This is a genomic window from Halobaculum halobium, from assembly GCF_030127145.1.
Lineage (GTDB): Archaea > Halobacteriota > Halobacteria > Halobacteriales > Haloferacaceae > Halobaculum > Halobaculum halobium.
Genome location: NZ_CP126158.1, coordinates 1,984,131 through 2,003,176, shown reverse-complemented (window position 1 = coordinate 2,003,176; position 19,046 = coordinate 1,984,131). Strand labels below are relative to the sequence as shown.

Genomic DNA, 19,046 nt, shown 5'->3' with positions numbered 1-19,046 from the left:
GGCGACGGTCGTCTACCGATCGTCCTCGACGGAGACGGCGTACACGCCCGCACCGGTGCCGACGTACAGCGTCCCGTCGCGATAGCCGGCGCCGTAAAGGGCGTAGTCGGTCGCGCCACGCCACCGGGTCTCGCCGGTCTCTGCGTCAAGGACCGTTCCGATCCCGTCGGACTCAACGAGGACTCGACCGTCAACGATCCGGACGACGTTGGGATAGTCGATCGACAGGCTACGGTTCCACACGACCGAGCCGTCGGTCCGGTCGTAGGCGGTGACGCCTCCCTCGGCCGCGACGACGACGTGCTCCGGGCCGACGCGGAACTCGGCGTCGTCGCGGACCCGCGTCGACCACACCCGAGTGCCGTTCGAGCGTAGTGCGGTCACCGACCGGTTCGGGTACTGTTCGGCCATCGCGTAGATCGTGTCCCCCTCGATCCGAACGTCCGAAATGTACGAATACTCGGCGGCGTCGGGGAGTCGGCGCGTCCACAGCTCCTCGCCGTCCCCGGCGTCGCGCGCGGTGAGGTTACCGTCCGTCGAGACGAGGACACGACCGTCGACGACGCCCGCGAGCGAGGGCGCCCCCTCGCGGGTCAGCGACCAGAGAATCGTCCCGGTGTCACGGTCGCGGACGACGAGCGACGAGACCAGGCGGTTCGACGTCTCGTTGTACGTCTGCCCGTACGTCGCGATCACGTCCGCACCGACGACCTGCTCGTAGACCGGGGCGTCCGCGGTACGGTTCCACCGCTCAAGTCCGTCGTCGATAGCCAGTGCCACCGCCCTCCGGTCGTCGGTGACGTACACTGACTCCCCGGCGACCGTCGCGTCGACATAGCCATCGCCGCTCCACGTCCAGTCGACGGCGCCGGTGTCGACGTCCACCCGCGCGACGCCCTCGCCCACGGCGTACACTGCTCCGTCGCGAACGATCGTCTCGTATGCGCCGAACGGGAGCGTCGCCTCCCAGATGGTCGAGCCGTTCGACCGCGAGAGCGCACGGATCGTCGATCCACCCTCGTCCTCGCCTTCGGGAGCTTGCTCCTCACCGCCGGAGACGATCACCCGGTCGTTAGTCACGGTGACCGTCTCGCCGATACCGACGTCGCGCCGCCAGTCGATCGTCACGTTCGTGTCGACCGAGTCGACGGACACTGTCTCCGTCTCCGTGGTCGTCGGGATCTCCGGCCCGCTCACGCGGACTGCGACCTCGTAGGTTCCCGACTCGTTGACGATCCGGTCGTGGACATATCCACCGGCGGTCTCGAAGCGTCCGTCGCCGTCGAGATCCCACTCGAAGGAGACGTTCTCGTCGTCGTAGCGGTAGTCCGGATACGAACTGGCGGAGAGCACCCGTCCCCCGAAGAGCGGTTCGACCTCGAGGGAGAGATCGTAGGCCGGTTCGACCTCGATCGTTCGGTTCACCTCGGTCACAGCGCCGTCGTCGTCCTCAACGAAGAGATCAACACGAACGTCGCCCGCCTCGGACAGTGTGACCGTCACGTTCTGCCCAGTATAGCTGTCGTTGCCGACGAGCCACGTGTACTCTCGGACGGTACCGTCAGTGTCGACCGCGTCGGCCGACAGCGTCACCGACTCGCCTGCGACGACCTCCGTGCGCGCGTCGATCCCCGCGTCCGGCGGCGCGTTCACCGGTAGCGTCCGGTTCACAGTCGTCGTCGCGCCGTCGTCGTCGAAGACCGTCGCCACGACCGTCCAGTTGCCGCTCTCGTTGAATCGGACGGTGGTAGTCCCGTCGGCGAGGACGGTCCGCGTGCGGTTCGTCGGCGACGTGAACGTGATCGAGGTGTTCCCCGCGGTCCCGTCGTCGTCGAGCGCGTCGACGGTGTACTCCACGGTCTCGTACGTTTCAACCGGTGTCGTGTCGGGCGAAACACGGGTGAGCCACAGCTCCGGCGGCCGGTTCTCGACGGTCACGTTGCGCGTGAGCGACGCGCTCGCACCGTCGTCGTCCGTGACGGTGAGTGTGACCGCGTAGGTGCCGTCGTCGGCGTACTCTCGGGAGACGGTCTCGCCGGTCTGGACCGCAGTCCCGCCGAGATCCCATTCGTACGCAACTATCTCGCCGTCGGGGTCGGCGCTCTCGCTGGCGTTCAGCGTGAGTTCCTCGCCGGTCAGCACCGAGGAGGGGAGATCCACCGCCGGCTCGGGCGGCGCGTTCACATCCACGGTTACGTTCGTCCGGTTCGTCGCACCGTCGTCGTCGGTCACGCGGACGGTGACAGTCTGGTTGCCGGACTCGGCGAACGACGTCGTGACGGCCTCACCCATTCGTTCGAACGAACCATCACCGTCGAGGTCCCACTCGTAAGCCTCGACCTCGCCGTCAGGATCGACGCTGTCTGCGGCGTCGAAGCGCATGACCGATCTAACGGTCGGGTCACTCTCATTGGCCGCCGCGACCGCCTGGGGCGGTCGGTTCAGCACCGTCACGTTCCCCGTCGCTGTTCGGGTGGTGCCGTTGTTGTCCTCGACGGTCAGTGTGACCTCGTAGGTACCGTCGTCGGGGTACGAGACCGACGTGGTCTGACCGTTCGCGTCGACTGCCCCGTCGGCGTCGGTGTCCCACAGGTAGGCGACGACGTCGCCGTCGGGATCGATACTGTCACCGGCATCGAGCGTGATCGGTTCGTCCGTGTAGACGGGAGTATCGGCGTCGATCGCGGGCTCAGGCGGCGCGTTCACGTAGAAGCTGACGGTCGTTTCGTTTGTCGCGCCGTCGTCATCAGTCACGGCGACCGTCGCAGTCTTCGTTCCGTACGCCTCGTAGGCGGCAGAGACAGTCGAGCCGTTCTTCTCAGCGGTACCGTCACCGTCGACGTCCCACTCGGAGGCAACGACTGTCCCGTCCGGATCGCTGCTCTCGGACGCATCAAAGGCGACCGACTCGCCGACGACCGGTACATCAGTCGTAACTGTTCCTTTGACGTTCGGCGGTCGATTCAACACTGTCACGTTCGCCATCACAGTGTCACTGGCCCCATCGTCGTCCGTGACAATCACCGACACCGGGTATTCCCCGTCGTCACTGAAGGTCACCGTCCCGCTCGCGCCACCATCAGGTGCTGGGGTAGGTCCATCAACTGTCCAGCCGTAGCCGACGATCGTGCCGTCCGGATCGGCGCTCTCGGTCGCATCGAGATCGACCTCTTCGTCGGTATAGACCGGTGATGTGGCGTTCAGCGCCGCCTCCGGCGGGGCGTTGACATGGACAGTGACCGTCGTCTCGTCGGTCACCCCGTCGTCGTCAGTCACGCGCACAGTGACGGTTCGGTTTCCAGGCTCGGTGAACGATGTCGCGATGGTCTCGCCCGTCCGCTCAAACGTTCCGTCGCCGTCAACGTCCCACTCGGAGGTGGTAACCTGGCCGTCTGGATCAGAACTTCCAGTCGCGTCGAAGGCAACTGACTCGCCGACGAGTGGAGTCGTTTGATTGGCCGCCGCATTAGCGGTCGGTGGCCGGTTGCGGACCGTAACGTTCGTCGTCGTGGTGTCCTGATCCCCGTCGTCGTCGGTCACTGTCACCGACACTGGGTACTCACCGTCATCTGCGTACGAGACTGGGGTGGTCCAGCCAGTCGCCTCTGTCGTCCCGTCGCCGTCGGTGTCCCATGCGACCGACTCAACTTCGCCGTCGGGATCGACGCTGTCGCCAGCGTTGAGTGTCGCCAGTTCGCCGGTCAGCACCGTTCTTTCGCCCGTCACCTCGGCGCGCGGCGGTGCGTTCACGCGGACCGTCGCCGTCTCGCTCGCGCTGGCGCCGAACACGTCCGTGACGCGGAGCGTGATCGTTCGAGTGCCGGAGTCGTCGTACGCGACGTCAGTCGTCGGCGCGTCGGTTGTCCGCTCGAACTCGTCGTCGCCGTTGAGATCCCACTCGTACGCCTGAATGTACTCCTCGTCCACCTCTCCGTCGGTCGACACGATCACGGTCTGCCCGACCGTGGCGTTCATCGGCGATGCCGACACTGGCGGGACCGTTGGCTCCGAGCCGATCGCACGGAGACTCGAGAGGACGACCGTTCCGTTGCCGCTGACTTCAACTCTGAGGCGGTCGGCGTCGGTGAGGTTACCGGGAAGATCGGCGACGACCGTCTGGTTACGCTCCTCAGTCAACTCGATCGACGAGATGGGAACCTCATTGCCGTCGCGAGACACCATGTATACGTCGAGCAGGAGCTCTCCGTCGATCTCGTCGACGAGCGCGTTGTACATGAGATACCCGCGTGCGGCATCCGCTCCGACCTTGGAGGCGTTCGGGTAGTCGTACTCGGTAGTGTTCCCACCAGCCACTGACCGCGATCCGTCCGAGATCGAGTCTGACCGCTCGGCTGGGAGACTGTCGAACGCGACGGGCTCCGTCCACGGGCCGACGTTGCCCGCGGTGTCGACGCCACGAGCGCGCAGTTCGAAGCTGCCGATCGAATCAAGGTCGACTGCGGTGGTATCTGTCGACCCGATCGTGTCCCACTCGCGCCACTCTGTCTCGCCAGCGGGACGGTACTGAAGCTGGACTGACTCGAGCGGCTCATCGGCGCTCGGGTTCACGACCGCACCGGTGATGTCGCTCGTTGCAGTCACGTCGACGGTCGGGTCGGATGTGTCACGTAGTATCGACACCGACCGTCTCGCAACGTTGCCCGCGGCGTCACGTACCTCTATGTGAACTGTTGTCCCGTCAGTCGAGACGGTCGGATCAGCACCGAACCACTCTCCACTGGACGTCCTCCACTCGGACCACGACTCATTATCAACCCGGACACGGTACTCGAGGTCGGAAACAAGCGTCTCGTCGTCGGTGGCCGACCACCGAACCGTCGCCGTCTCCGCGGAGACGACGCGCCGTTCGACGCGCTCGCCGTCGACGAGGGTCAGACGACGGTCGGGCGCCTGCTCAAGATCGACCTCCGGAGGCGTCGTATCGGGCGGGTCAGTGGGGTCGTACGTGAGCTTCTCGGTGGCCCACTCGCCCGTCTCGCCCGCAAGGTTCGCCGCGCGGGCGCGTATCACGACCTTGCCCTCGGGCGGAGCCATCACGCTCTCGAAGCCCGCGGTGTCGGTCACCGTCCGCAGATCACGCCATGTGTCGTTGCCGACCGGACGATACTGGACGTCGATACGTTCCATTCGCCGCTCGGGGAGCACCCGGACGAACACCTCGCCCGATTCGGGGTTGGCGGCGTCGGGCGCCGCAAGCGCAGTCTGAGGCACCCCCGCGGTCATGACCACGTCCGCGTTGCGGACGGTCGTACGACCGGCGCCGTCGCGGACCTGCAACTGGACGCGCGTAAGTCCGTCGTCGTACGTCAGGTCCGGACTGACGCGACCGTCAGCGGGCGCGCCCTGCCACGCGGTCCACGTGTCGAAGCCGTCACCGTCATCGACGCGAAGTCGGTAATCGATCGCAGTTGTCTCGGTCTTGTCGTCCCACAGGCGCCACACAAGGTCCGTGTCCGAGTCGTTCGTCGGATAGACGACGTCGCCGTCACGCAGCGTCACCGGATCGGGACCGGACACGAGGTCGGCGTGTGGTCGCTGGATGTCCGGGCCGGCCCGCTCTGCGACCGACATTCGAATAGGTGTCGACCCTGCGTCGGCCTGGATACGGACAGGACCGCTCGTCCCGCCTGGACGAACGACCAGGTACATCGTCTCTTCGGGGTCATCAACGACTGCAGTGCCGTCGGGCCCGAGCGAGCGCCCGGTGACCGTCCGCGGATCGTCCGGTCGGTCGGAGACGAGCGCGGTATCCAGTTCGGATGCGTCCGCACCCGTAACCGAGATGCTCACGTCGGCATCAGCCTCGACTGCCTGGCTTGCGTCAACCGCCACCACGACGTAGTCGTTGCCGTGGTCCATCGTGTCGTACACCTCCGCGTTCCCGAAGGCGACCCAGCCGTGCGTCGGCATCGACGTGTCGTACGCGAGTGAGCGCTTCGGCGCACCGTACAGCTGTTTCGTCGTCTCCCTGTAGTCCTCTTTCAACAGGACGCGCAGCGATTCCGTATTCGAGCGGATCAGCTTGTACGACTGTGGGTCCTCCATGCCTGCGGCGTTCCCGACGACGTCCTCGTGGACATCGTTCGTGTACCGGGGCAGCAGCTGATACGTCTCACGGAGGAGCGTCTCGCGCTCTCGGAGCAACGCACGGCGTTCGGCCGTGTCGCCCTCGGCGGTCGCGTTCTTCAGAGCCGCGGAGTTCTCCTCAAGGGCACGGAGGTTCGCTCGGAGTTCATCGTGCGACTGCTCTCCCGGATCAACGTGGATGGCGACTGCCTGCTTTTGAATCGCCGGACCGAGCGACCCGACAAACTCGCTCGAGGATAGCGTGATATCAAGCACCGTTAGCAGCGTGCCAATACCGCTGAACCCGATGGCAGTCTTGAGCACACCGTCGGCGTACGAGACGATTTTCGAGATTACACTGTCCTTCGCCGCCTGCTTCAGATCGATCCGGAGTCTCTCGCGGATCACCGCGGCCGCGTCGTCTGCATCACTCGTCGCCTCGGCGTTCCAGTAGCTGGCGTTGAACGCCTCGTCGTGGTACGTGTCATACGCAGTCGTCGGGAAGGAGGCACTTGGATCCGTTATGAGCGCCGCGTCGACCGGCTGTGCCGTTCCGTCGATTTCGATCACCTCCCCACGGATCACCTCCACGACAGCAAACAACGAGAGTGACTCCGTTCGTGCCTCGTAGACGTATCCATCGCTGGTGTTCGCGACGAACGAGATCCGTGTCGACGTCGTCTCCCACGTGTCGTTCTGCTCGTTATACCGGAGGAGGTCGACGGCCGTCGGCGTCCGCTGTGGCCCGTGTGGAAGCACGAACTGGAACGTCGCGTCGCCTATCGAGTCGTCAGCGGTCTCGGGGTGGGAAACGTTCAGATAGGTGAGCACCGAGGCATTTGTAGGAGCGGTGCGGTTACCCGGTGCGGTCCGATCCGTCGACGAGTTGGTGTTCGATCCGTCGACGGCGTCAACAGTCGTCTCGATTATCGTCTCGTTGGTATAGTTGATCTCAAGCGAGTCGACTCGGATATCGTCTTGGTCGGTGTCGGAGAGCTGACTAAGATCGAGGGTCAGTGACTGGCCGGCTGTCGCCGAACCGGTCAGACGAAGTTCATCCCCAGAGACTCGCGTCTGCGGCGTATCTTCGTCCGCACCTCCACCTGGATCCGTGTCGCCGTCATCCGATCCGCCTTCCCCGACGTCGGCTGACGCGTTCGCGGCGATCGTGATCTCGTCGACAGCCTCGATCGCACTCTCGTTCGACGTGTCAAGTTCGATCGAGACGTTCGCTGTCTCGCCGACCCCGACAGGGACACCCTCTGCGTCGGGACCGTCGAGTCGGTGCTGTGTCCCATTGTACGTCGCATAGAACGCGAGCCCCTCAGCCGGGTCGTCGATCGTGAGAGTCACGTCGTTCGTTCCACGGTTCGTGACTACGAACACGCCATCAACATACGTCGTTGCGTCCGGATTGAGGCCCGACGCGAGTGTCCCAGTTCCGTCGAACCGGAGCTCCAGCGTTCCGTCAGTTTGTGCCGCGTACACACCGTTGGAGCCGTCCGACGGTTCCAACGACAGGAACGCCTCGTCGTCGTCCGCGACCGCCACAGAGACGGAACGTTCCGCGGAGACGCTCGTGAACGCACCGGTTAACGGGATACCCGCCGTGACTACTGCGGCGGCCATCAGGAGGACAGCAATACGCTTCCGCCGCTTCATTCGGAACCACGCAGGCGAACGGATCGACTGCTCATACCGCGGATATCAGTGCCTTATCAGGTAGTATTGGACGTGCTGAAAACCGACAAAGACGATCTGAAGACTCCTCAAGCGTCCCCTGAATCCCGGCGTGAATCCCTCAGAACCGCTTCTTTCGTTTTTCCGGGACGTACCCCGGATCGACCCGGCCCATGACCTCGGCGGCCGAGTCGTGGGTGAACGACGGCGTCTCGGTGAGCGAGAAGGTGTCCGCGCGCGTGCCCGTCTCGTACCGGAGCGCCGCGCCGGCGACGCCGGTCGAGAACGGCGTCAGCGAGTCGCTGTACTCCGCCGAGAGCGCCTCGAGGAAGTCTCCGCGTGTCGCCGCCAGTTCGTCTGCGTACTCCGGTTCAGCTTTGTTGCGCGCGGTCGACGCGAACCGCTCGTCGGTCTCGCCGTGGCGCACGTGCCAGAGGTGGCTCGCGTACCGCCAGCGGAGCCGCGCGGTGTCGCGCAGCGCCAGCGTGAGTGACTCGTCCAGCGATCGCTCGGCGTCCTCGTCGGGCGCGTAGTCGAGGAACAGCAGGTCGCGGTCGATGCGCTTGAGCGCGCCGGTGTCGAGGAGATCCAAACACAACACCCCGTCGCCGTCGCGGACGCGCATCGTCGGGTGGTCACCGCCCGTCTCGACTACGCCGGTCCGGGGGCCGACCGCAAGCCGGTAGGCGGCCTGCAACGCGAACAGGTGGAACCACTCGATCCGACCGCCGGCCGATGCTTCCCCGGAGAGTGGCGGGTCGAACGAGTCGGCGTCAACGACACGCGTCGGCGTCGCGTCCGCGTCGGGCGCGAGCGACGGGTCGTCGCCGTCGGTGTCGCAGTCGGCGGCGTCGTACTCGCGGGTTCGAAGTCCCGCCGCGAGGACGGGCACGATCTCGATCGCCATGGGGACGACCAACAGCGGGCGGACCTGCTTGTGGGTGACGACGTACACGTCGGGCGTCGAAAACGGGACGAGGTTCTCGCCCAACTCCGCGAGGCGGCACTTCATCGTGGGGCCGTTCGAGGTGTCGAACCAGTGAGGCGCCGTGACCGGTCCGTCGAAGTGCGTTCGACGGACGTACTCCCCCATGCGGTCGGCGAAGCCATCTGGGGAGTCGACGCCGACGCGGTACACCTTGTACCACCGCTCGCCGGTCCCCCGACGAGTCTGCTGAAAACACACGAGCGCGTCGGACTCCATTCGATCGTAGGGAGCCTGCCGGGCGGTCATAACGCTTCGGCGCCGAATGTCACGACTGATTCTCACGCAGTGCACACCCGGCGCCACGCGCGTACCGGGAGCGGTTGCGTGGGGTTTTGTGGTTCCACCACGTCGGCATCCGCCATGTACTCCCGACACCACGCAGCGGTCTCTGCGGCCGTCGCCGCCGGGCTGGTTCTCGCGTTGCCGCTCGGCGCGACGCCCGCCGTCGCGGCCGTCGTGTGGGCAGCGCTCACCGCCGCGGGCGTCGCGATCGACCTCGACCACTTTCTGATGGCGCGGCTCGTCCGCGGCGACTGGGCCAACGCACGCCGGGCGATCGCCAACCCCCACGCGGCCGTGCTCGACCAGTCGGAGCTGTTCGACCCGGGCGACCTGTGGCCGCTCCACCGACTCCTCAGCCACGCCGTGCTCGCCCCGATCGGGGTGGCCGGGGCGTGGGTCGGCGGCGACGCGCTCGCTGCTGCCGGCTTCGAAGTGACGGCGACCGCGGCCGCGCTCGCGATGGCGGTCGTCCTGTACGTGCACGTACTCACCGACCTGATCTGGGACGTGTGGCGACACGACCAGTATCACGAGGACGTCCGACGCGTCGCGGCCGACGACGACTCGCCGAGTCCGTGAGCCGGTCGAAGCCCAGAGCCCCCACAAAGCACATCTCGACGGATCCGAGACACGGGAGGTATGGGTCCCACGCGACGCAGATCCCTCCTCGCCGCGCTCGGTGCGTCCGCCGTCGCGGGCTGTCTCGGAGACGGACCGACCGACTCGACGGACGGCTCGGCGACCGATGCGACCGACCCCGATCCGAGCGCCGACTCGGGCGACGATGCCTCCGACGTCGACACCCTCCGTCTCGCTGCGGCCGACGGACTTCCGACCGACCGCCCGATCCGGGTTCACCCGCGTCCGCTCGCTCGGCTCCTCGAAGGCGGCGCCGCGACTGACGGGCTGGTCCGGACAACGGACTCGATTCTCCTGACCGGACGGCCGCCGCTCGTGTCGGGCGAACAGACCGTCTACCTCGCGAGCACCGAGATCGAAGACGGGGCGTACGCGCTCGACATCGACGGCGGGTTGCTGTACGAGTGGCTCCTCGGTGCGACGGCAGTCGAGGACCCGCCGACGGATGCCGAGGTCGTGGCCGTCGACGACCTCGCGGACGATCGCCGAACGCTCGCGGTCGAAGCCATCGAGGGCGGTCGCGCGACCGTCGAGCCGCAGACCCCGCTGGGAACGTGGGCGCGCAGAGCGTTCGTCGGGAGCTACGTCCGGTATCAAGGAACGGTGTACCGGGGGCGCGAGCGTCAACAGACCGACGCCGCGTTCTTCTCGAACGAGGTGTGGTACGTCGCGAGCGTGACGCCGACCGACGACACCGCCACCGACGCACCGACGCTGCACCTCGATCCGCTTCCACAGGAGGCGCGCCGCGTTGTCGACGACCTGCTCGGAGACTGGGCGTCGGCGCTCGACCCCGTCGAGGCGGACGTGTCCGACCTCGACGAGCGATCGAGGCGGGCGCTCGCGGAGACGGACCGGCTCCTCACCCACGTCGCGGCGTTCGAGGTGGCCACCGCCTGAGCTGTGGCCGGTTCGCCGGTCGCGGCGGGCGACGACCGCCGAGTCACGCTCGCGTCCACGCCCGGTAGCGCCACGCCGCAACGCCCCACAGCGCGAGCGTGCCGACGGGATACCCCGTCCGAAGCGGCTGGATCCCGAACCGAACAGCGACGGAGGCGTTCACCGCGCCCGCGAGCACGAGGAGCCCGGCGGTGACGCGCGGGTCCTCGCGGTCGAGGAACGCCAGCGACGCCGACGCGATCGCGAGGACCCAGCAGCCGGTCGCGACGACCCAGGGGAGGACCAGCGGCGACCCAGACAGCGCGAGGTACTCGATCAGCGTCCGCGCGTACAGGACGGGCGTGAACGAGAGGCCGCCCCACGCGAATCGCAAGAACGGAACGCCGCTGTCGGCGAACGTCTGGACGGACCACGGGACGAGCCCGCACGAGAAGACGGCCACCAGCACGCGAACCGGCGTCGCTCGCGGGAGCCGGAGAGCCGTGCCGGCCACGTTACTTTCGAGCCACGATCCGGAGCACGTCCTCGTCCGCGAGCTCGTGCCCCTGTCCGACCTGCTGTTCGTCGTGTTTCGCCGAGGGCCCCGAGACGCGCGCGAACTTGAAGCGCTCGTCGAAGCTGCCCCCGAGCTTCTTGCACGCGTCGCCGACGGTGTCGCCCTCGCGGAGCACGAGCGGCTCCTCGTAGTCGACGCCGCGGCTGGGTTTGTCCATGTAGATGCGGATGAGTCCGAGCGCGTCGAAGATGCGCTCTTTCAGCACGTCGAGGCCCTTCTCCTCCACCGCAGAGATGAAGATCGCGTCGTCGGGCTCGATGTCGTGTTCGCGGAGGTCCTCCTCGACCGTGGGCAGATAGTCCTCCTCGATCAGGTCCGCCTTGTTCACCGAGACGATGGAGGGGAGGTACTCGCGGTTGTCCATCACGCCGTCGATGAGCTCGTCGATCGTGAGGTCGTGGGGGATCGTCACGTCGGCGTTGACGAAGCCGTGGGCGCGCAGGACGTCCTTGATCGTCGTCTCGTCGAGCGAGACGTCGTCGCGCATCGTCACCTGAATGCCGTCCTTGTGCGTTTTGCGGACGGAGATGTTCGGTGGGTCCGTGTCGAGGCGCACCTTGTTCTCGTACAGCTCGTGGCGAAGGCGCTCGTACTGGTCGATCTCGAACACCGAGAGGACGAACACGACGAGGTCGGCCGTCCGAACGACCGACAGCACCTCCTTGCCACCGCCGCGGCCGCCGGCGGCGCCCTCGATCAGCCCCGGAACGTCGAGGATCTGGATGTTCGCCCCGCGGTACTTCAGCATCCCCGGGTTGACGTTCAGCGTGGTGAACTCGTACTCGCCGATCTCGCTGTCGGCGTTGGTGAGCGCGTTGATGAGCGTGGACTTGCCGACGGAGGGGAAGCCGACGAGCGCGACCGTCGCGTCGCCGGTCTTCTCGACGGCGTATCCCTGTCCGCCGCCCGAGGAGGACTGGTTCTCCAGCTTCTCCTTCTTCTGGGCGAGCTTCGACTTCAGCCGACCGATATGGGCCTCTGTGGACTTGTTGTACGGGGTTTCGGCGATCTCCTCGCGGAGTTCCTCGATCTCGTCCTCCAGTCCCATCGCTAGGTGCTCGGCCGTCCGCGCGCCTAAACGCTTCCCTTCGGCGGACAGCCGAAGGCCCGACCCGTCCCTTCGGCGGACACCCCCGAAGCCGCCGGATCGATCGGATTGGGACGACCACCCGAGGGGACCCCTCGGCCCCTCGAAGTGGACTTCGGTACCACTATATCACGGCGGATCTGATCTGGATTCAAGGACGGCATGCCGGACCCCTCCACCCTCCGGGACAGCACGCAGATCGTTCTCCCGCGGCGCGAACTGGACGGGATCCGGTCGTCACTCGAATCGGAGTTCACGGTCTCTGTGTTCACGAACGGCGAGGAGTGCCGGATCATCGGCAGCCCCGTCGAGATCAAGGCGGTGTCGGACTTCCTCGCGCGCCAGGGAATCTCTATCCCCTGAGCGCGGCAGTCGGGGGACGACCGACAGCCTTTGTACGTACAGGCCCGTCGGTGGGACATGGACGAGAATCCGGGGTTGAGCGAGGAGTACCGGATGGCCAGCCCGTGGCCACTGTTCGTTGCGCTCGGGCTCCCGATCGCCGAGATCGGGATCCTGTTCGGCCTGGTACCGCTGGCCGTGGGCGGGCTGCTCCTGTTTTGCGGGTCGATCGCCGGGATCCTCCGCGAGAACGGGTACGTCTCCTCCGCCTGGCGCGGGCTCGCCGTCCTCTCGGCGTTCGTCCTCGCCGGGGGGCTGGCGCTGTGGTACGCCGACTCGGCGACCGCGTCCGACCTGCTGATCCGGGCGTACTCGATGATCGGCACCGGCGTGCTGATGTTGCTCGCCGGCGTCGGCGGCGACCTGTTCGCGCGCGACGCCGAACCCGGGCTGTAGCCCCGGCGTTGGACGCCACGGAACCGGACGCGGACGTGGGTCGAGGGCGCCGAAATGGGCAAGGTATTAGGTCGCGACGGTGTACGTTCCGGGCATGGCAGAGATCTTCGACAGGGACACCCTGCTGGATCTGACGGTCAACGTCATCCCGCTGGGCATCATCCTGTTCTTCGTCGCGGCGTTCGTCCTCATCGACCCGTTCGGCGGACTGGACTTCTACGGGCGCGTGCTTCAGATGGGACTGCTGGCGTTCCCGTTCGTCGCGCTCGCCATACTCACGTACGTCTCGGGGAAGGCGATCGCTGGCGACGAGAAGCGCTCGGAGGTGTTCTTCCAGGGACAGGCGACGATGGAGGGTGCCCAGGGGAGACACGAGGCCGAGGAAGCGATCGAGGCGGAGGCGACGGGCGAGGCCGACTCGGACGCCGAAGGGGACGCTGACGAGGACGACGCCGCTACCGACGCAGACGCCGAGGACGAGGTCGACGCCGATGTGGACACCGACGACGAAGTCGACACGGATACAGACACCGACGAGGAGTAGTCGAATCCGACCTCCGAACGAGCCCAGAATCGACGGCCCACGGGCAGAAGCGACCCGAATCTTTCTTGTGTATTCGCCGCTGAAGCGTTCCCATGGAGACTACCGGCCAACTACTGCTGACGGTGCTCATGGGGGCGTTCCTCCTGGGCGTGGCCGCCTTCCTCGCGCGGGTCGAGGACTGGCGGTCCTACACGCCGCTGGGCGCCGGCGGCGGCACTGTCGGTGAGACCGGGTACGGGCACTCGGAGAAGCCCGCCGGACTCATCCGCTGGTTCACGACAGTCGATCACAAGGACATCGGGCTGCTGTACGGCTTGTACGCCACCATCGCGTTCGTCGTCGGCGGGCTGATGGTGGTGCTGATGCGCGCAGAGCTGACCACCCCCGACACGGCGGTGTTGGGCTCTGCGACGTTCTACAACTCGCTGCTCACCAGCCACGGGATCACGATGCTGTTCCTGTTCGGGACGCCGATCATCGCGGCGTTCGCGAACTACCTCATCCCGCTCATCATCGGCGCGGACGACATGGCGTTCCCGCGGATCAACGCCATCGCGTTCTGGCTGCTGCCGCCCGGTGCGCTGCTCATCTGGGCCGGCTTCTTCCCGATCCCGGACGTCATCCCCGCCCAGACCGCCTGGACGATGTACACGCCGCTGTCGGCGGGCGTCGGGAACGGTAACCAGATGAACGTCGGGGTCGACCTGATGCTGCTCGGCCTCCACCTCACCGGCGTCTCGGCGACGATGGGGGCGATCAACTTCATCGCGACCATCTTCACCGAGCGCGCCGAGGAGGTCACCTGGGCCAACCTCGACATCTTCTCGTGGACGATCCTGACGCAGTCGGGGCTCATCCTGTTCGCGTTCCCGCTGCTGGGCAGCGCGCTGGTGATGCTGCTGCTCGACCGCAACTTCGCGACGACGTTCTTCGCCGTCGACGGGGGCGGTCCCATCCTCTGGCAGCACCTCTTCTGGTTCTTCGGCCATCCCGAAGTGTACATCCTCGTGCTCCCGCCGATGGGGATCGTGAGCTACGTGCTCCCACGCTTCTCCGGCCGGAAGCTGTTCGGCTTCAAGTTCGTCGTCTACTCCACGCTCGCGATCGGCGTGCTCTCGTTCGGCGTGTGGGCCCACCACATGTTCGCGACGGGGATCGACCCGCGCCTGCGCGCCTCGTTCATGGCGGTGTCGTTGGCCATCGCCATACCCTCGGCCGTGAAGACGTTCAACTGGATCACGACGATGTGGAACGGGAAGCTCCGGCTCACCACGCCGATGCTGTTCTGTATCGGGTTCGTGAGCAACTTCATCATCGGCGGCGTGACGGGCGTGTTCCTCGCCTCGATCCCCGTCGACCTCGTGCTTCACGACACATACTACGTCGTCGGCCACTTCCACTACATCGTGATGGGCGCCATCACCTTCGCCGGGATGGCGGGCATCTACTACTGGTTCCCGCTCGTCACCGGGCGGTGGTACCAGCGGCGCCTCGCGAAGGCGCACTTCTGGCTGTGGATGATCGGCACCAACATCACGTTCTTCGCGATGGTGCTGCTCGGCTACGGCGGCATGCCGCGCCGGTACGCGACGTACCTCCCGCAGTTCGCGACCCTGCACCAGATCGCCTCGCTGGGAGCGTTCCTGCTCCTCGTGGGCGGGGTCATCTGGGTGTACAACGTCTTCGTCTCGTGGATGGAGGGGCCGCACGTCGAATCGGGCGACCCGTGGCGCCTCGACGAGACCAACCTCAACACCGCCGAGTGGGACTGGTTCGAGGCGAAGCGCGAGACCTCGCTCGCGGCGACCGACGGCGGTGAGCCCGTCGAGACCGACGGCGGTCAGGAGGCCGCGGCCGACGACGACGACACGGCCGAATAACGCGACGACCCTGCGCGACGGCGGTCGGGGGCGTTTCAGCGATCTTTTGTGTTCGTTTCGGTGAGGTTCTTGATTTCATCGTGAGAAGCGACTCATCCGCCGACCGCGACGGCGGGGCTTTTGGTTGCGCGGCCCCGAGCGGGAGTATGAGCGACAAGGACCTCCTCGGGATCGTGCTCGGCGGCATCGCCCTGCTCATGTTTGCGACGGGCCTGATCCTCGTGTTACAGTGACCGCGGCCCGTGACGACGCGAGCGCGGACGCGAGCGGCCGCGGTCGCGACGGGGGCGACGCCGACCGCGAGCCCGGGCGAGGACGTGACAGGCGATTCAACGGCCCGCGGCTGGTGATCGTCCTCTATCTCGTTCTCACGGCCGTCGGCGGCGTCGCCGGCGTGCTCGTCGCCACGTTCGTCGACGATCTGAGCGCGCCTGCGCTCTATGCGGTGATCCCGCTCCCGGCGACGACGTTGGGGTTCGGCGTGTACGGCGCCGTCACGATCGCGACGGTGCTCGGGATCCCGCTCGCACTCGTGGTGTACGTCTCCCGGCGGATCGACGATCCGAACGCGGTCGACGAGTGAGGCGGAGACCGTCCGCGGGAGCCGGTAGCAACGATCAGCGACGGGCCCGATCCTCGCCGACGGCGAAAGGACTAATCCCCGTCCGGGAGTGGTCCACCGTATGTACCACGTAGTACTCGGCGTCGATGACGACGAAGAGCACGCGCGCGCCGCTGCCAAGGAGATCACGGAGCTGCCGGGCGACGGGAGCGAGACCGAGGTCACGATCGTTCACGTCTTCCAGGACAATCCCAGCGGCGCCTCCGCGACCCAGGTCGCCTCCGTTCGCGAGGCCCAGAAGCTGCTGGAGGAGGCCGGCGTCACCGTCGACGTGACCGAGTCCAGCGGCGACCCCGCGGACGCGATCATCGAGGTGAGCGACGAGACGGACGCGGATCTGATCGTCGTCGGCGGCCGCAAGCGCTCGCCCGCGGGGAAGGCGCTGTTCGGCTCGGTCACCCAGACGGTCATTCTCAACGGCGGCCGCCCGGTGATGGTCACCGGCGTCGTCGACGGCGAATAACGCGGTTCCAGCCCGATTCCGTCACACTCGGCGGGACCGGCGAAGACCTCTACACGTGTAGTCGCACACGCAGCGACTGCTGTGGGATTGGCGATCCCGACCCGCGCGGCGGTCGGCTCAGTGAGTGGCTCGGGTGACGGCCGAGTCGCCGAGATCGGACGTGTGATCCGTCGATGTCAGACGGCCGAACCGCCGACATCGGGACTGTTCAGCCCTCCGGCGCGCGTGCGAGCGTCGGTGTACCCGCCCGCCCACAGGCGCGCGGCCACGACCTGAGCGTAGAAGAACACGAACGCTCCGACGACCGCACCGAGAATCGGGATCCCGTTCAACACGCCGACGAGCACGCCGGCCGCGAGAAAGACCGCGATGGAGAGCGCCCACGCGGTCGCATACTCCCCGCTGAGGACGACCGGTTTGAGGATCCCGACGTCGAACGCCGCGCCGACGCGGCGCTCGTCCGCGAAGGCGACGACCGCGGCCACGGCCACGTATCCGAACACGAGCGAGAGAACGACCGTGAGCAGCGCGCCGACGGCGAGTCCGGCGAGCCCCGCGGCGGTGGCGCTCCTCGTTCCCGTCGCGATGGCGACGATCGAACCGCCGACTGCGATCGCCCCTACGATCCCGGGCACGAGCATGTACACGACCCCGACGACGACCGCCTTCGCGCCGTCGACGACGAGTTCCTCCCAGTCACCGAACGTCGGCGGTCGCGGATCCTCCTCCAGCGTGTGTCGGATGACCCGAACGATGTATCCGTACACTGGAAGCAGCGGGAGCAACAGGAACCCGAACGCGGAGAGGACACCGCCGATGAGTATCGTCTTCACCCAGTCGTCGTGCTCGGTCGGGTACGTGACCGCGTCGCTGATCTGTGACATGGACACAAATGGCACCAACTGGGCTTAGTAAGGCGCACTGTACAGCGAGTACGGGACACAAAACCGTCGTACGGGGTCGATCCGTTCGAGCTGGGCGTTCCGCCGGTGGTGACGTGACAGCGAACGTCAGTCCGGTCGCGACGGCGCTCCGTCGGAGTCGACCGGCCACAAACCGGCCGGCCGGTCAGTCGTCGCCGAAGGCGTCCGCCACCAGGTCGGCGACGGCCGAGGGCGACTGATAGCCGGATTCGGTCCCCACGGGTTCCCCGTCGGCGACGCACACCACCGCCGGCGCGACGTCAACGTCGAACAGCGCCCGGGCGGTCGGCGTCGACTCGCCGTCGACTCCGGCGACAGCAACGTCGTCGGGGATCAGATCGAGCGTCTCCTCGAGTTCCGGTTTCATCGACTCGCACGGGTCACACCGGAGGCGCCAGACGAACACGACCGCGCGGTCGTTGCTCGCGAGGAACGACTCGATCTCGTCGTCGTCGAGCTCGCGCATGTCCTGTGGAACGGGCGTCGCCGGCGCTACGTCGACGACGAGCTGTGCCATCGTCGCGCGTTCGACGGGGTCGGGCACCGGCTCGTCCTCGTCTTCGAAGTGCGCGCGCAACGAGAGGTACGCGACGAACTCCTCGCGGGTGACGCCCTCCTCGTCGATCCGGCTGACGGCCTCCGAGTAGTCGAGCCCGAACGCGTCGGCGACGGCCTCGGTGAACTCCTTGTCGGGGAGGTCGCCGTAGCTCTGATCGTACAGGTCGATGATGTCGTCCAGCGCCGACGAGACGCGCAACGCGCCGTCGTCGTCCTCGCGGATCGCGCCGACCTCGATCAGCCGATCGAGCATCGCCTCTGGGTCGGGCTGATCGACCGGCGGTCCGGAATTGGAGTTGGCGTTCACTGTTAGACACCCAGGTACCGCTCGCGCGTCTCCTCGTCGGCCCGAAGGTCCTCGGACCCGCCGACGAAGACGACCTCGCCCTGGTCGATCACGTACGCTCGGTCGGCGATGTTCATCGCGGCGACGGCGTTCTGCTCGACGAGCAGGATCGTGGTGCCCGTCTCGGCGATTCGCTCGATGGCGTCCTCGACCGTGTCGATGATCTGCGGGGCGAGCCCCTCGTAGGGTTCGTCCAGCATCAGCAGGTCCGTGTCCTGTTTGAGCGCGCGAGCGATCGCGAGCATCTGCTGCTCGCCGCCCGAGAGCGTCCCCGCCTTCTGTGAGTGACGCTCCTCCAGGCGTGGAAACACCTCGTACACCTCCTCGGTGCTCATTCCTTCGTTGTCCATCGAGACGGCGCGACCGACGACGTTCGACCAGTTGCGTGCGACGTCCGAGAGGTGGAGGTTCTCCTCGACCGAGAGGTTCGGGAAGACCCGACGCTCCTCGGGAACCAGCGAGATCCCGAGCGAGGAGATGTCCTCCGTCGAATAGTCGGTGATGGCCGTCCCCTTGAACGAGACCGTGCCATCACGCACGTCCGGCGGTCGCGCGCCCGCGATGGAACGTAGCGTCGTCGACTTCCCGGCGCCGTTGCGTCCGAGCAGCGCGCACACCTCGCCTTCCTCGACGTGCATCGAGAGATCGCGGAGGATGTGGCTCTGCCCGTAGTAGGCATCCACGTCCTCGACC

General features: G+C 66.7%; 16 protein-coding genes. 9 read left to right on the top strand and 7 right to left on the bottom strand.

Annotation, left to right across the window (positions count from 1 at the left end):
• Positions 1-12: 12 nt before the first annotated feature.
• Both P0Y41_RS10460 and P0Y41_RS10455 read right to left on the bottom strand, forming a co-directional pair.
• The gene (locus tag P0Y41_RS10460; protein ID WP_284061287.1) at positions 13-7,749 is read right to left on the bottom strand and encodes a PKD domain-containing protein; all 7,737 of its coding nucleotides are present in this window, start codon (positions 7,747-7,749) and stop codon (positions 13-15) included.
• A gap of 139 nt (positions 7,750-7,888) precedes the next feature.
• Positions 7,889-8,971 (bottom strand): hypothetical protein, encoded by a 1,083-nt coding sequence (locus P0Y41_RS10455; RefSeq protein ID WP_284061286.1) that lies wholly within the window; start codon positions 8,969-8,971, stop codon positions 7,889-7,891.
• Positions 8,972-9,115: 144 nt separating this feature from the next.
• On the opposite strand from P0Y41_RS10455, the gene P0Y41_RS10450 reads away from it, so the two are divergent.
• Both P0Y41_RS10450 and P0Y41_RS10445 read left to right on the top strand, forming a co-directional pair.
• Complete coding sequence (locus P0Y41_RS10450; protein WP_284061285.1) at positions 9,116-9,616, top strand: hypothetical protein; 501 nt, start codon at positions 9,116-9,118, stop codon at positions 9,614-9,616.
• 60 nt (positions 9,617-9,676) lie between these two features.
• Positions 9,677-10,576, top strand: a complete 900-nt coding sequence (locus P0Y41_RS10445; RefSeq protein ID WP_284061284.1) for a DUF7979 domain-containing protein — start codon at positions 9,677-9,679, stop codon at positions 10,574-10,576.
• 43 nt (positions 10,577-10,619) lie between these two features.
• Here the strand turns inward: P0Y41_RS10445 and P0Y41_RS10440 are convergent, their stop codons facing one another.
• Both P0Y41_RS10440 and P0Y41_RS10435 read right to left on the bottom strand, forming a co-directional pair.
• Positions 10,620-11,069, bottom strand: a complete 450-nt coding sequence (locus tag P0Y41_RS10440; protein WP_284061283.1) for a DUF8050 family protein — start codon at positions 11,067-11,069, stop codon at positions 10,620-10,622.
• Between the two features lies 1 nt (position 11,070).
• Positions 11,071-12,180, bottom strand: a complete 1,110-nt coding sequence (locus P0Y41_RS10435; RefSeq protein WP_284061282.1) for an OBG GTPase family GTP-binding protein — start codon at positions 12,178-12,180, stop codon at positions 11,071-11,073.
• A 201-nt stretch (positions 12,181-12,381) separates the two neighbouring features.
• Here P0Y41_RS10435 and P0Y41_RS10430 point away from each other — a divergent pair, with 201 nt between their 5' ends.
• From P0Y41_RS10430 to P0Y41_RS10400, 7 genes are all read left to right on the top strand, one after another.
• The gene (locus P0Y41_RS10430) at positions 12,382-12,582 is read left to right on the top strand and encodes a VNG_1110C family protein (RefSeq protein ID WP_284061281.1); all 201 of its coding nucleotides are present in this window, start codon (positions 12,382-12,384) and stop codon (positions 12,580-12,582) included.
• 57 nt (positions 12,583-12,639) lie between these two features.
• Positions 12,640-13,017 carry a DUF7541 family protein gene (locus tag P0Y41_RS10425; protein ID WP_284061280.1) on the top strand — a complete coding sequence of 126 codons (378 nt, stop codon included), beginning with the start codon at positions 12,640-12,642 and terminating at the stop codon, positions 13,015-13,017.
• Positions 13,018-13,111: 94 nt separating this feature from the next.
• Entirely contained in the window at positions 13,112-13,561 is a 450-nt protein-coding gene (locus P0Y41_RS10420) for a DUF6684 family protein (RefSeq protein WP_284061279.1), read from the top strand.
• A gap of 128 nt (positions 13,562-13,689) precedes the next feature.
• Positions 13,690-15,441 carry a cbb3-type cytochrome c oxidase subunit I gene (locus P0Y41_RS10415; protein ID WP_284063400.1) on the top strand — a complete coding sequence of 584 codons (1,752 nt, stop codon included), beginning with the start codon at positions 13,690-13,692 and terminating at the stop codon, positions 15,439-15,441.
• 80 nt (positions 15,442-15,521) lie between these two features.
• Entirely contained in the window at positions 15,522-15,674 is a 153-nt protein-coding gene (locus tag P0Y41_RS10410; RefSeq protein ID WP_284061278.1) for a hypothetical protein, read from the top strand.
• Entirely contained in the window at positions 15,671-16,024 is a 354-nt protein-coding gene (locus P0Y41_RS10405; protein ID WP_390215211.1) for a DUF7520 family protein, read from the top strand. The genes P0Y41_RS10410 and P0Y41_RS10405 overlap by 4 nt, the downstream gene beginning before the upstream one ends.
• A gap of 100 nt (positions 16,025-16,124) precedes the next feature.
• A complete protein-coding gene (locus P0Y41_RS10400; RefSeq protein WP_284061277.1) occupies positions 16,125-16,526 on the top strand; it encodes a universal stress protein in 402 nt (133 codons plus the stop codon).
• 176 nt (positions 16,527-16,702) lie between these two features.
• Here P0Y41_RS10400 and P0Y41_RS10395 read toward each other — a convergent pair whose 3' ends face one another.
• The 3 genes from P0Y41_RS10395 to P0Y41_RS10385 all read right to left on the bottom strand — a co-directional run bounded on the left by P0Y41_RS10395 (position 16,703) and on the right by P0Y41_RS10385 (position 19,036).
• Positions 16,703-17,410 (bottom strand): DUF4013 domain-containing protein, encoded by a 708-nt coding sequence (locus tag P0Y41_RS10395; RefSeq protein WP_284061276.1) that lies wholly within the window; start codon positions 17,408-17,410, stop codon positions 16,703-16,705.
• 184 nt (positions 17,411-17,594) lie between these two features.
• On the bottom strand, positions 17,595-18,314 hold the full coding sequence (locus P0Y41_RS10390; protein WP_284061275.1) for a thioredoxin family protein: 720 nt from the start codon (positions 18,312-18,314) through the stop codon (positions 17,595-17,597).
• A gap of 2 nt (positions 18,315-18,316) precedes the next feature.
• Entirely contained in the window at positions 18,317-19,036 is a 720-nt protein-coding gene (locus P0Y41_RS10385) for an ABC transporter ATP-binding protein (RefSeq protein WP_284063398.1), read from the bottom strand.
• Positions 19,037-19,046 lie beyond the last annotated feature (10 nt).